Raw genomic sequence first — 13,661 nt, 5'->3', positions numbered from 1 at the left:
CCCCTGCCGCCGTGCAGCGGGGGCCTTGCTACACCAGATTGGTTCAGGCCGCCACGGTCGGCTTCATCCTGTCGTTGCGGACGTCGCTGCTTTCCCACTGCGCCATCAATCGTTCCCGGCGCGCGCGGGTGGCAGCGAGGTTGCGTGCCTTGACGTGGCCATAGCCGCGGATGTCCATCGGCAGCCGCGCGATCTCGAGCGCCAGCGCCAGGTTCTGTGCGGAAAGCCTCGGCAGCAGCGCCTCGACGCAGTCGCGGTATTCCGCGATCAGCGCGCGCTCTTCCCTGCGTTCGGCGGTATAGCCGAACGGGTCGAGCGCGGTGCCGCGCAGGCCCTTGAAGCGGGCCAGCACCGCGAACGCCTTGCGCACCCAGGGGCCATAGGCCGCCTTGACCGGCTCGCCGTCCTGGTTCGTCCTGGCGAACAGCGGCGGCGCCAAGTGGTGCACCAGGCGGAAGTTGCCTTCGAACATCGACTCGATCTGCTTGCGGAATGCGGCGTCGGTGTGCAGGCGGGCCACTTCGTACTCGTCCTTGTAGGCCATCAGCTTGAACAGCGAGCGCGCCACGGCGTCGGTGAGGCGCGTGCCACCCGTGACCGACTCGGCAATCTTGACGCGGTCGATGAATTCCTCGTACTGAGCGGCGTAGGCGCGGTTCTGATAGCCGGTCAGGAACTCGACGTGGCGGGCGCGCAGGTCATCGAGCGACGGCTTGCGCACGAACTGGATCACCTGTGCATTGGCGGCGCGCATCGGTACGCGCGACATGTCGTGCGCGCACATGCGGCCCCATTCAAATGCAGCCTTGTTGCTGTCGACCTGCACGCCGTTGAGTTCGATAGCGCGCATGAGCGCATCGTGCGACAGCGGCACGCGGCCCTTCTGCCATGCGTAGCCGAGCATCATCAGGTTCGCGTAGATCGACTGGCCCATCACCTGCTTCGCCACCTGTTCGGCATCGAAGCTGCCGACTTGGCCGTTGCCGACAGCTTGTGCAATGCGGCCGACGGCTTCCTCGGTCTGCGGATCCCAGTCCGGGTTGCGTACAAAGGCGGCGGTCGGAGTCACATGGCTGTTGAGCACGACGTAGGTGCGCTGCGGCGACATGGCGGCTATCGTTGCCTTGCTGGCCGCCACTACCGTGTCGCATGCGATCACCAGGTCTGCCATGGCCATGTCCACGCGGCTGGCGTGCAGCGCATCGGGGCTCGCGGCGATCTGGATGTGGCTCCAGGTGGAACCACCCATCTGCGCCATGCCGGTGGCGTCCTGCGTGATCACGCCCTTGCCTTCGAGGTGCGCGGCCATGCCCAGCACGCCGCCGATGGTCACGATGCCGGTGCCGCCGATGCCCGCCACGACGATACGCGCCGCTTCCGGAAGTGCAGGCAGCGGGATGTCGGTCGGTACCGACTGGCTCTTGCCGCCCGTCGAAGGCTTCCTGAGCTTGCCACCTTCCACGGTGACGAAGCTCGGGCAGAAGCCCTTGGTGCACGAGAAGTCCTTGTTGCAGGTGTCCTGGTTCACCTTGCGTTTGCGGCCGAACTCGGTTTCCACCGGCTGCACGGCCAGGCAATTGCTTTCCACCGAGCAGTCGCCGCAGCCTTCGCACACCAGCTCGTTGATGACCACGCGCTTGTCGGGATCGACCATGGTGCCGCGCTTGCGTTCGCGGCGCTTCTTGGTCGCGCAGGTCTGGTCGTAGATGATCGCCGTGACGCCGCTCACTTCACGCAGTTCGCGCTGCACGGCATCGAGTTCGTCGCGGTGGCGCACGGTGACACCCGTTGCCAGGTTGGCGACGCCCTTGTACTTCTCCGGCTCGTCCGTGACCACGACGATCTGGCGCGCGCCTTCGGCGGCCAGTTCGCGCGACATGGCGGGTACGTCGAGCTGCCCGTCCACCGGCTGGCCGCCGGTCATGGCCACGGCGCTGTTGAACAGGATCTTGTAGGTCATGTTCACGCCGGCGTGGATCGACTGGCGCACGGCCAGCAGGCCGGAGTGGTTGTATGTGCCGTCGCCCAGGTTGGCGAACATGTGCTTGCGCTTGCTGAAGTCCGACTGGCCCATCCAGTGCACGCCTTCGCCGCCCATCTGCGACCACGACGTGGTCGAGCGGTCCATCCACACCACCATGCCGTGGCAGCCAATGCCGGCGGTCGCGACGGAGCCTTCCGGCACCTTGGTGCTGGTGTTGTGCGGGCAGCCCGGGCAGAACCACGGCAGGCGGTCGGCGGCGCGCGAATCGCCCTGCGCGGTGGCGCGTTCCTTGGCTTCGATTTCCTTCAGGCGCACGTCCATACGCGCGGCCACGTCGGCGGGCACGCCCAGTGCCTTGAGGCGCTGCGCGATGGCCTTGGCGACCAGCGCTGGCGACAGGTCGGCCTTGCCGCGCAGCAGCCAGTCTTCGGCCGGTCGCGGGTGGCTCCATTCGCCGCCCACGCCTTCGGTGTGGTGGTACTTGCCGAACACGGCCGGGCGGGCCTGCTCGGGGTAGTGGTACAGCTCGTCCTTGAGCTGCTGTTCGATGAGTGGGCGCTTTTCCTCCACGACGAGCACTTCGCGCAGGCCATGCGCGAATTCGCGCACGCTGAGCGGTTCGAGCGGCCACACCACGCTGACCTTGTGGACGCGGATGCCGAGCGCGCGGCAGGTGGCGTCATCGAGGCCCAGGTCGAGCAGCGCCTGGCGCGTATCGCTATAGGCCTTGCCGCTGGCGATGATGCCGAAGCGGTCGTTCGGGCCTTCCACCACGTTGCGGTTCAGGCGGTTGGCGCGCACATAGGCGAGTGCCGCGGGCCACTTGAACTCCATCATGCGCGCCTCGGCGGCGAGCGGATCATCCGGCCAGCGGATATGCAGGCCGCCCTCGGGCATGGCGAAGTCTTCCGGCAGCAGGATGCGCACGCGGTCCGAATCGGTGACGACCGACGAGCCGGACTCCACCACTTCCTGCACGGTCTTCATGCCGGACCACAGGCCGCTGAAGCGGCTCATGGCGAAGGCATGCACGCCCAGGTCCAGGATGTCCTGCACATTCGACGGGAAGAACACCGGCAGGCCGCAGGCCATGAAGGTGTGATCGCTCTGGTGCGCCAGCGTGCTGCTCTTGGATACGTGGTCGTCGCCGGCCAGCGCGATCACGCCGCCCAGGCGCGACGTACCGGCCAGGTTGGCGTGCTTCAGTGCATCGCCGCTGCGATCGACGCCGGGGCCTTTGCCGTACCAGATGCCGAAGACGCCGTCGTACTTCTTGCTTTCCGCATCGAAATCCAGCTGCTGCGATCCCCACACGGCCGTGACGCCAAGCTCTTCATTGACGCCGGGCTTGAACACGACGTGGTTCTCGGCGAGGTATTTCTTCGCCTGCCACATGGCCTGGTCATAGTTGCCGAGCGGCGAGCCGCGGTAGCCGGAAATGAAGGCCGCGGTGTTGTGGCCCGCCATGGCATCGCGCCGGCGTTGCAGCAGCGGCAGACGCACCAGCGCCTGCACGCCGCTCATGTAGGCACGGCCGGCTTCGAGCGCGTACTTGTCGTCGATCGAGACGGCTTCCATGGCCTTCCGGGCCGCGTCGGGGAGAATTGGAGCGTTCATGGGGCGGATTCAGCCAGTGTGTTTTATGGGGTAGGGACGGCCAGCGTCTGCCGGTAGCCCGGATATCTGCAATGTCTGTGCGGTTGGATCAGGCCGAAAGCGGGACTGGAAGCGGGATGCCCAGTTGCTGGCCCAGCGCGCCCAGTTCACGGGCGATGGCATCAGGCAGTGCGATGCCGTGTGCGCGGCCTTCGCGTTCCAGCGTGTCGCCGCGGTGGCCGGGGAGCCTTGCATCCCCGCCGCCGGCGGCCAGGTAGTTGCCGGTCCACTGCGCCATGTAGTCGGCGAAGACGCCCTGGCCGGAGAAGGCCTCGGGCTTGACCAGCCAGACAAAGCCACCCTGGCGTCCAACCGCGCCGCCGCTACCGACTTGGTTGCGTTCCGGCGACAGCGAATCGGCCGTGGCGGCCAGCGCGCCTGCCAGGCATTCCACCATCATGGCGATGCCGATGCCCTTGTGGCCGCCCGTGGGCAGCAGCGAGCCGGCGAGCGCGCGTTGCGCATCGGTGGTCGGCTGGCCGTCGGCGTCGAGCGCCCAGCCTTCGGGGATGGGTTTGCCCTCGCGGGCGGCAAGCAGGATGTGGCCGCGCGCGGCGACACTGCACGCCACATCGAACACGATCGGTGCCTGGCCCGGCAGCGGGCAACCGAAGGCGATGGGGTTGTGGCCGATGGCCGGGCCGGAGAAGCCTTCCATGCCGAGCACCGGCGGGGTGCGCTGTCCGACCATGCAGAACGCGCCGGCTTCAGCCGCTAGCAGTGCATGGATGCCCAGCGCGCCCAGGTGGCCGCACGACTGCACCGCGATGAGCACCGAGGCGCTCGATTCCAGGGCTTCGAGCCCAAGCTGGACCGCATGCGGCCCGGCGACCTGGCCCATGGCGCCGTCTGCGTCCAGCACGATGCCGCCGGCGAAGGCCCGGTGCGACATCGTGGCGCGCAGGTTGAAGTCCCCGGCGCGCAGGCGGTCCACGTAGGACGGCACCCGCGTCATGCCGTGCGTCTTGTAGCCGCGCAGTTCACTGCGCACGAGCGCGGTGGCAGCTCCGGCGGCATGCTCGGGCGCCACGCCGCACGATTCGAATACGGCCGACGTCCATTGCTCCAGGCTTTGGACATTGCATCGGGTCGTCATGAAGATTTCTCCCGCACGATCATCAGCCGCTCGGTGAACGGCGCGGCGTAGATCGACTGGTAATAGAGCGGCTGGTCGCGCAGCGTGTAGCCGCGCATTTCCATGATGAAGGCAGGCGCGTCGGCGTCGAGCCCCAGCTCGCGGGCGGCCGCCGCCGGCGCCTGGCCGAAGCGTATCCACTGGTCCACGCGCAGCGTCGGCAGCGACAGGCGCTGGCCGATCAGCTCGCGCAGGTTCTTCTCCAGCGCCTCGCGGTCCAGCCCGCCCAGTTGCGCGAAATCATCCTCGCGCAGCCAGAATTCGCTGTACAGGTCAAAGCGGCCGCCGACGTTGATGACGCGCTCGATGCGCACATAGCCATCGCCTTCGAGGAAGTCCGCCCACGGCCCCTTCTTCTTGAGGCGCTTGACCGAACGCGCGTGGACGTAGGACGGCAGTTCGTTGCCGTCTTCGTCGCGAAAGCGCAGGTAGCGCACGTCCGCGGGCGCCACGCGCGTGCCGGACACGAACGTGCCGCGGCCTTGTTCGCGCGTGATCAGTCCCGAGTGCGTCAGCCGGACCAGCGCTTTCTGAATGGTGCCGACGCTCACGCCGTGCATGGCGGCCAGCTCGCCTTCCGACGGCAGGCGGTCGCCCTCGCGCAGTGCGCCGGATTCGATGGAGCGGATGATCGCGTCGGAGACGCTGTTCAGTTTGGTCATGGTTGCTCAGAGGCTCAGTGCGAATCGACTGATCGCGGTCTCCCGGACATCGAGCACCTCGCTGGTCAGCTGCGTGCCCGATGCGATATCCATCGCATAGGCATAGAGCTGCTCGCCGAGGTCGGAGATCTTCTCTCCGTGCTGCAGGACGCCGCTCACGTCGAAATCAATGTTGTCGGCCATGGTCTGCAGCGTATTGACGTTGCCGCACACCTTGACGGTCGGTGCCACCATGCTGCCGATCGGGTTGCCCACGCCGGTGCCGAAGAACGTGAGCTGGCACCCGCCGGCGGCAAGTGCAGTCAGATTTTCCACTGCCGCGGCCGGCGCGTCCATGAAATGCAGGCCTGGCTTGCGCGGTGCCTCGCCGTAGCGCAGCACGCCCACCAGCGGCGTGCTGCCGGCCTTGGCCATGGCGCCCAGCGCTTTTTCCTCGACCGTGGTGAGGCCGCCGCGCTTGTTGTCGGGCGAAGGCTGGTCTTCGCGCATGTCGACGCCGCGCGAGATCGCCAGGTTCTCCATATTGCGCACCGCGGTGACAAAGGCTTCGCGCACGCGGCCGTCAGCAGCGCGTTCGGCGAACAGGTGATCGGCGCCGATGAATTCCGAGGTCTCCGAGATGATGACCGTGCCGCCTTCCGCGATGACCATATCTGCCATGCGCCCGATGACCGGATTGCAGCTCAGGCCCGAGGTGGTATCCGATCCGCCGCATTCCACGCCAATCACCAGCGACGACACGGGGCAGGGCACGCGGCGCGCGCGCGACGCGGCCAGCGACAGCCGGGCTGCCTTGCGCGTGCCTTCGGCAATGCAGTCGACAGTGCCGTTGGGCTGCAGGTGCACGCGTTCGACCGGCTTGCCGCTGGCCTGGATGCGGCGCGCCACTTCTTCCGTGGACGAAGGCTCCAGGCCCACGAGCAGCACCGAAGCGATATTGGGATTGCGGCCCAGGCCGGCCAGCGATTCGAACGCGAAGTCGAGATCCGCGCCGAACTGGCCGCGCACGAACAGCGTGGTGACCGGGATGCAGCCGCTCACGGTGCGCGCAATGGTGCGCGTCACCGGGTTGCAGTTATCCATGACCGAAACGACGGCGACCCAGTTGCGCACGCCGACCGCGCCGTTTTCGCGCGGATATCCGAGGAAGGTAGTAGCCATATGTGTCAGCCCTTGTGCAGGTCGCCGCGCGCGCGCGCCGATTCGATGTTGTGAACGTGCATGTGTTCGCCGGCGAGGATCATGTGGCTGGCGCGGCCGATTACCTGGCCGTACTTGACGATGTCTACGCCCGGGGGCGTGTCGGTGATGCAAATCTTGTGGCCGAAGGGCACGTCCTGGAGCAGGACCAGCTTTCCTGATCGCTCGCCTTCCAGGGCGCACGCTTCGCCGGCGTGGCCGGCGTCCAGCAGGGTGGCCACATTGTCGGTTGGGTTCAGTACGATGGCTCGTGGCATTGATCAACTCCTGTATAGATGTTGAGATGCAATGTAGGGAATTGAACGGTGTTTAGTCAAGGCGAATCGCGAATACCCCCGAGAAAACCACTACTCCTAGATGAAAGTCCTATATAGAAGTTGTTGACATCGGGTTCGCCCATGTCTATCGTCATGTCAACGGCGCCGCAGTTTTGCGCCGATGTGATTCGACAGGAGGAGTCAGGCATGAAGGTGGTGTCACACCTGGAAAAGATTGCGAAGCTTCAGGCACTGCGCGACCGCCTGGATCCGCTCCAGGATTTCGAGCTGTGGTTCTGGGCCGGTATGACAGCGGGCACGCATGCGGTCAATGCAGCACTGCATCAGGCCGGGGTCACGCTGGATGACGATATGTTCGCCACGCAGCCCGGTGTCTATCTGGTGCCTCAGGCGGACGGCAAGCTTCAGGCGGCGTTCCGGCCGCTTGGCGACGTCCTGCATGTCGGGCGCCCGAAGGTGGAAGCGCCGGTCCCTGCAGACATCGGCGCGATGATGGAAGACATGGAGCGCATCGAGCATTACCGCGACCCATGCCTGCGCGAGGGGCTGGTGCCGACGGAAGCCATTGCCCACAGCTGCGACACGGCGCTGCGGCATTGCCTCGATTTGCTGGCGAAGCGAATGGACGGGAGGGCACATGGACATTGAAGGACACATCGCGATTGCCCGCCGCATCGAGGCATCGCTGCAGAAATGCGAACCGGCCGACTACGAGATGACCATCGAGGCCGCGATGCTCGCCGGGACGCACTGGCTGAACGTGCTGTTCCACAAGCTGGGAACCACGCCGGCCAAGCAGGATGTCTTCCATACGTACCTGCTGACCGTCAATGAGTTCCGGCGGCTGACGGTGGCGGCGGAAGAGCCGCTGGCCGCGCTGGCGGCCATCGAAGACACGCGTGCCCCGTTTGTGCGGGGTAACCATCCCGGCGGGGAAGCCGCGGCCGAACGCGCGCTGACGCTGCTTTCGCTGATCCGTGCGACGGCGCTGGGCCGTGCGTGAGACAGCCAGAGTCAGCCAGGAATAGAACGAAACAAGGAAGGAGCCAATAGTGAAGGCAATTCGTGTGGTGCCGGGCCCGGAGGGCGGCAAGGTCGAGGTGCAGGATATTCCCGTTCCCGTCGCGGGGCCGGGCCAGGTGCTGGTCAGGGTGCGGGCTTCAGGCCTGAACCGCGGTGAGATCAACCAGGCGAAGGAGTTGCGTACCGGCAATACCATCACCACGGGCGTCGAGTTCGCGGGTGAGGTGGCCGAAGTCGGCGAAGGCGTGCACGGCTGGCGCAAGGGCGACCGCGTCATGGGGCACGGCAAGGGCTGCCAGGCGGAATATGTCGTTTCGAACCCGATGGCGCTGATCGCCGTGCCGGACGGCATGTCGTGGATCGATGCTGCCGCGTTTCCGAACGTGTTCATCACCGCGCATGACGCGCTGGTCACGAACGGCCAGCTCAAGCCAGGCGAGTCGGTGCTGGTCAATGGCGCGTCGGGCGGCGTAGCCATGGCCACCATCCAGATTGCTTCGCTGATGGGTGCCAGGCCGGTTATTGCCTCGTCGCGCTCGGCGGCGAAGCTCGACAAGCTCAGCCAGTACGGCGTGGATGTCGGCATCGACTCGTCGAAGGACGACCAGGTCGAGGCGGTCATGGCGGCGACCGACAACAAGGGCGTCGACGTGATCATCGACACGGTCGGCGGCCCGGTATTCGAAGCCAATATGAAGAGCCTTGCCGTCAAGGGCAGGCTCGTGAACATCGCGCGGCTCGGGTCGGCCACGGCACAGATCGACCTGGCCCAGTTGTGGCTCAAGCGCCTGCAACTGATCGGCGTGACGTTCCGTACCCGTACCGAGCAGGAGCGGCTCGATTGCATCCAGGCCTGCGCGCGCGACATGCTGCCGTTCCTGCGCGCGGGCCGTGTGCGGCTGCCGATCGACCGCACCTTCGCCATGACCGATATCCACGCGGCGCATGCGTACATGAAGCAAGACCAGCATGTCGGCAAGATCGTGCTGCTGGTCGACTGAATCCATCCGACTACAGAGGAGACATCATGACCATCGAAATCAAGCCGCTGACCGGTTCGGTCGGGGCATCGGTAACCGGCGTCAACCTGAACGACCCGATCAACGACGCCACCTTCAAGGTCCTGCACCAGGCCTTCCTGGAGCACGGCATGCTGGTGTTCCGCGGGCAGTTCCTGCAACCGGCTGCCCAGGTGGCCTTCGCCCGGCTGTGGGGCACGCCGGTGCAGGGCAATCCGTTGCTCAAGGGGCTGGCGGAATTCCCGGAGCTGTTCCAGGTCACCAAGATCCCGAAGGAGACTGCCTCGACCGAGGCCTGGCACTCGGATTCTATCTACACGGCGGTGCCGCCGAAGATCTCGATCCTGTCGGGCGTCACGATCCCGGTCGGTGGCGACACCATGTGGTGCAACCAGTACCTCTCGTACGAGCGCCTGTCGCCGGCAATGCAACGGCTGATCGATGGCCTGCGCGCACGCTTCAGCGGCGCGCGCCTGGCCAAGATGACCGGCTCGGACAAAGTGCCTTCGGCCGTGCACCCGATCGTGCGCACGCACCCGGAGACCGGCCGCAAGGCGCTGTACGTCGGCCACCCGGACACCGCGGAGTGCATCGAGGGCATGACCGAAGCGGAAAGCCGTCCGCTGCTCGACTTCCTGTACGAGCATTCGGTCACCCCCGACAACGTCTACCGCCACATGTGGCAGGAAGGCGATGTGGTGATGTGGGACAACCGCTGCACCATGCACTACGCCGTCCATGACTACGGCAATGCCGAGCGCGTGCTCAACCGCGTGACGCTCGAAGGCGAAGTGCCCCGCTGAGCGGCACGACCCGACCGGCACCGCAAGCGCCACGGGCCCCGGGCGGTGCCCGGCGCGCAGCGTCCCCATGCCGGTTGGCGCAGCAGATCACAGGAGATGGAACCATGCAGATAGGCATCCCGACTGAGACTCGGGCGGGGGAGGCGCGCGTCGCCGCAACGCCGGAGACAGTCAAGAAATACGTCGCACAAGGCCACAAGATCGTGGTGCAGGCAGGCGCGGGCCTGCGTGCCAGCCAGCCCGACGGCGCTTATGAGGCGGCCGGCGCGACCATCGGCACCGCTGCCGACGCGCTGGCCGCGCCGCTGGTGCTCAAGGTGCGCGCGCCCGACACCGACGAGCTGGCGCAGATGAAGCCCGGCGCCGTGCTGGTTGGCATGCTCAACCCGTTCGATACCGAGAACAACGCGCGCATGAGCGCTGCCGGCATCACCGCCTTCGCGCTCGAAGCGGCGCCGCGCACCACGCGCGCGCAGAGCATGGACGTGCTGTCGTCCCAGGCCAATATCGCTGGCTACAAGGCCGTGCTGGTCGCGGCCCATCACTACCAGCGTTTCATGCCGATGCTGATGACTGCGGCAGGCACCGTCAAGGCGGCGCGCGTGCTGATCCTCGGTGCCGGCGTGGCCGGGCTGCAGGCGATCGCCACGGCCAAGCGCCTCGGTGCCGTGATCGAGGCCTCGGACGTGCGTCCGGCCGTGAAGGAGCAGATCGAATCGCTCGGCGGCAAGTTCCTGGACGTCCCGTTCGTCACCGACGAGGAACGCGAGATCGCGCAGGGTGTGGGCGGCTATGCGCGCCCGATGCCGCCGGACTGGATGAAGCGCCAGGCCGAACTGGTGCACCAGCGCGCCATCCAGGCCGACATTGTCATTACGACCGCGCTGATCCCGGGCCGCAAGGCCCCGGTGTTGCTGCACGAGGCCACCGTGCAGCAGATGAAGCCCGGCTCGGTGGTGGTCGACCTGGCCGCCGCGCAGGGCGGCAACTGCCCGCTGACCGTGGCTGATGAGGTGGTCGAGCGCCATGGCGTCATCCTGATCGGTCATACCAACCTGGCCAGCATGGTCGCGGCCGACGCTTCGGCGCTGTATGCCCGCAACGTACTGGACTTTCTCAAGCTGGTCATCGACAAGGAAGGCCAGTTCACGCTCAACCTCGAAGACGACATCGTCGCGGCCTGCCTGATGACGCGGCGCGAACAAGCGGCGCTGGCCGGCTAAGGAGACATCCATGGAAATGGTGAACCACACGGTGATCAACCTGATCATCTTCGTGCTGGCGATCTACGTGGGCTACCACGTGGTGTGGACGGTAACGCCCGCCCTGCATACCCCGCTGATGGCGGTAACCAACGCGATCTCGGCCATCATCATCGTCGGCGCCATGCTCGCCGCCGGCCTGACCGAAGGCGGCGTGGGCCGCGCGATGGGTACGCTGGCCGTGGCGCTGGCCGCGGTCAATGTGTTCGGCGGCTTCCTCGTCACGCAGCGTATGCTCGAGATGTTCCGCAAGAAGGCGCCCAAGGCGCAGCCCGCAAAGACGCCCGCGCGCGCCGGCGGCGAACTGGTGGAGATGCCGCGATGAACGCCCTGTCCATGAATACGGTGACGCTGTTCTACCTGGGTGCGTCGGTCTGTTTCATCCAGGCATTGAAGGGCCTCTCGCACCCGGCTTCGGCCCGCAAGGGCAATGCCTTCGGCATGATCGGCATGGCGGTGGCGGCGCTCACCACGGTGGCGCTGATTGCCAAGCTCAAAAATGAGTTCCTTGCGGCCGGTGGCGCCGGTACGGAGATGGGCTTCGGCCTGTCGCTGATCCTCGCCGGGCTGGTGGTGGGCGGCGGTATCGGCGCCTACGTGGCGAAGAAGGTCGAGATGACCAAGATGCCCGAACTGGTGGCCGCCATGCACTCGCTGATCGGCCTGGCCGCGGTGTGCATCGCCGTGGCTGCCGTAGCGGAGCCTGCGGCTTTTGGCATCGCCCCGGCGGGCTCGCATGAGATTCCAATGGGCAACCGCGTCGAACTGTTCATCGGCTGCTTTGTCGGCGCCATTACCTTCTCGGGCTCGGTGATCGCCTTCGGCAAGCTGGCCGGGCGCTACAAGTTCCGCCTGTTCCAGGGTGCGCCGGTGGTGTTTGCTGGCCAGCACATGCTGAACCTGGCGCTTGCCATCGCCATGATCGGCTTCGGCGTCGCGTTCTTCATGACGCAGGAATGGATGCCGTTCCTGGTCATGCTCGCCATTGCCTTCGTGCTCGGCGTGCTGATCATCATCCCGATCGGCGGTGCCGACATGCCGGTGGTGGTGTCGATGCTGAACTCGTACTCGGGCTGGGCGGCGGCCGGTATCGGCTTCTCGCTGAACAACCCGATGCTGATCATCGCCGGCTCGCTGGTGGGCTCGTCCGGTGCCATCCTCTCTTACATCATGTGCAAGGCGATGAACCGTTCGTTCTTCAACGTGATCCTGGGTGGCTTCGGCAGCGATGCGGCAGCCAGTGCCGCAGGCGGTTCGCAAGTCCAGCGCAACGTGAAATCGGGCTCTGCCGATGACGCGTCGTTCCTGATGGGCAACGCCGAGACCGTGATCATCGTGCCCGGCTATGGCCTGGCGGTAGCTCGCGCCCAGCACGCGTTGAAGGAACTGACTGAGAAGCTGAACGAGAAGGGCGTGACGGTGAAGTATGCGATCCACCCGGTGGCGGGCCGCATGCCCGGCCACATGAACGTGCTGCTGGCCGAAGCCGAGGTGCCGTACGACCAGGTCTTCGAGATGGAAGACATCAACAGCGAGTTCGGCCAGGCCGACGTGGTGCTGGTGCTCGGTGCCAACGACGTGGTGAACCCGGCGGCCAAGACCGATCCGAAGTCGCCCATCGCCGGCATGCCGATCCTGGAGGCCTTCAAGGCCAAGACCATCATCGTCAACAAGCGCTCGATGGCCGCCGGCTATGCCGGCCTGGATAACGAGCTGTTCTACATGGACAAGACCATGATGGTGTTCGGTGATGCCAAGAAGGTGGTCGAGGACATGGTCAAGGCCGCGTAAGCAGCGCTTCGGCACAGACAGCAGAGATAACAGAGAACACAGGAGACATGGCAATGAACCAGCACGATGGTCGCGGCCTCAACCCGTTTGCCGATCTGGAGGGCAAGGTGGCGCTGGTGACCGGCGCCTTCGGCGGGCTTGGGCTGCATTTCGCGAAGACCCTGTCGCGCGCGGGCTGCAAGGTGGCGTTGGCCGGGCGGCGCGTGGGCGAAGGCGAGGCGGTGCTGGCCGAACTGCGCCGGCGAGGCGGGCAAGGGTGCGTGGTGGCGCTTGACGTGAGGGACCCCACCTGGGTCAACGCCGCGTTTGAAACCGCACACCGAGAGCTTGGGCCGGTGCAGATCGTCGTCAACAGTGCCGGCATCGCCACCACGGGGGCGGCGATGGAAGTGAACGAGGCGCAGTGGCAGAGCGTCATCGACACCAACCTGAACGGCGCATGGCGCGTCGCCCAGCGCGCCGCGCGCATGATGCGCGACACCGATACGGGCGGCAGCATCATCAACATCGCGTCGATCCTCGGCATGCGCGTGGCCCAGCAGGTGCCAGCCTATACGGCCGCCAAGGCGGGCCTGATCCACCTGACGCGCTCGCTGGCGCTGGAGTGGGCGCGACATGGCATCCGCGTCAATGCGCTCGCGCCGGGTTACTTCGAGACCGAGATCAACCGCAGCTTCTTTGAAACCGAAAGCGGGCAGGCGCTGATCCGCCGCATCCCGCAGCGCCGGCTGGGGCAGCCGCGGCAGCTTGACGGCGCGCTGCTGCTGCTGGCCTCGGACGCGTCCGACTTCATGACCGGCACGGTGTTGCCTGTCGACGGCGGCCATTCCATCAATTCGCTTTGAGGC

13 protein-coding genes are annotated in these 13,661 nt (G+C 66.2%); 8 read left to right on the top strand and 5 right to left on the bottom strand.

Translation table 11 applies throughout. The annotated features are described in order from the left end of the window. Positions 1–43: 43 nt before the first annotated feature. From LDO29_RS17005 to LDO29_RS16985, 5 genes are all read right to left on the bottom strand, one after another. Positions 44–3,601, bottom strand: coding sequence for an indolepyruvate ferredoxin oxidoreductase family protein (locus LDO29_RS17005; RefSeq protein ID WP_224080967.1), 3,558 nt, complete (start codon positions 3,599–3,601; stop codon positions 44–46). An 88-nt stretch (positions 3,602–3,689) separates the two neighbouring features. Next, entirely contained in the window at positions 3,690–4,736 is a 1,047-nt protein-coding gene (locus LDO29_RS17000) for an Ldh family oxidoreductase (RefSeq protein WP_224080966.1), read from the bottom strand. Continuing rightward, positions 4,733–5,437 (bottom strand): GntR family transcriptional regulator, encoded by a 705-nt coding sequence (locus LDO29_RS16995; protein ID WP_224080965.1) that lies wholly within the window; start codon positions 5,435–5,437, stop codon positions 4,733–4,735. The genes LDO29_RS17000 and LDO29_RS16995 overlap by 4 nt, the downstream gene beginning before the upstream one ends. Before the next feature lie 6 nt (positions 5,438–5,443). Further along, positions 5,444–6,598 carry a UxaA family hydrolase gene (locus LDO29_RS16990; protein ID WP_224080964.1) on the bottom strand — a complete coding sequence of 385 codons (1,155 nt, stop codon included), beginning with the start codon at positions 6,596–6,598 and terminating at the stop codon, positions 5,444–5,446. A gap of 5 nt (positions 6,599–6,603) precedes the next feature. Beyond that, on the bottom strand, positions 6,604–6,894 hold the full coding sequence (locus LDO29_RS16985; protein WP_224080963.1) for a UxaA family hydrolase: 291 nt from the start codon (positions 6,892–6,894) through the stop codon (positions 6,604–6,606). 207 nt (positions 6,895–7,101) lie between these two features. Here LDO29_RS16985 and LDO29_RS16980 point away from each other — a divergent pair, with 207 nt between their 5' ends. From LDO29_RS16980 to LDO29_RS16945, 8 genes are all read left to right on the top strand, one after another. Continuing rightward, a complete protein-coding gene (locus LDO29_RS16980; RefSeq protein ID WP_224080962.1) occupies positions 7,102–7,563 on the top strand; it encodes a hypothetical protein in 462 nt (153 codons plus the stop codon). Beyond that, on the top strand, positions 7,553–7,918 hold the full coding sequence (locus tag LDO29_RS16975; protein ID WP_224080961.1) for a hypothetical protein: 366 nt from the start codon (positions 7,553–7,555) through the stop codon (positions 7,916–7,918). Before LDO29_RS16980 ends, LDO29_RS16975 begins: the two co-directional genes overlap by 11 nt. Positions 7,919–7,967: 49 nt before the next feature. Next, on the top strand, positions 7,968–8,939 hold the full coding sequence (locus tag LDO29_RS16970; protein WP_224080960.1) for a zinc-binding dehydrogenase: 972 nt from the start codon (positions 7,968–7,970) through the stop codon (positions 8,937–8,939). 26 nt (positions 8,940–8,965) lie between these two features. After that, positions 8,966–9,760 carry a TauD/TfdA dioxygenase family protein gene (locus LDO29_RS16965; RefSeq protein ID WP_224080959.1) on the top strand — a complete coding sequence of 265 codons (795 nt, stop codon included), beginning with the start codon at positions 8,966–8,968 and terminating at the stop codon, positions 9,758–9,760. A gap of 104 nt (positions 9,761–9,864) precedes the next feature. Then, positions 9,865–10,983, top strand: coding sequence for a Re/Si-specific NAD(P)(+) transhydrogenase subunit alpha (locus LDO29_RS16960; RefSeq protein WP_224080958.1), 1,119 nt, complete (start codon positions 9,865–9,867; stop codon positions 10,981–10,983). A gap of 10 nt (positions 10,984–10,993) precedes the next feature. Further along, on the top strand, positions 10,994–11,347 hold the full coding sequence (locus LDO29_RS16955; RefSeq protein ID WP_224080957.1) for an NAD(P) transhydrogenase subunit alpha: 354 nt from the start codon (positions 10,994–10,996) through the stop codon (positions 11,345–11,347). After that, positions 11,344–12,813, top strand: a complete 1,470-nt coding sequence (locus tag LDO29_RS16950; RefSeq protein WP_224080956.1) for an NAD(P)(+) transhydrogenase (Re/Si-specific) subunit beta — start codon at positions 11,344–11,346, stop codon at positions 12,811–12,813. Before LDO29_RS16955 ends, LDO29_RS16950 begins: the two co-directional genes overlap by 4 nt. Before the next feature lie 53 nt (positions 12,814–12,866). Further along, entirely contained in the window at positions 12,867–13,658 is a 792-nt protein-coding gene (locus LDO29_RS16945) for an SDR family NAD(P)-dependent oxidoreductase (RefSeq protein ID WP_224080955.1), read from the top strand. Positions 13,659–13,661: the final 3 nt, after the last annotated feature.

The sequence above is a fragment of the Cupriavidus laharis genome (assembly GCF_914271435.1).
Classification (GTDB): Bacteria; Pseudomonadota; Gammaproteobacteria; order Burkholderiales; family Burkholderiaceae; genus Cupriavidus; species Cupriavidus laharis.
This window is presented reverse-complemented; position numbering and strand designations above follow the sequence as displayed.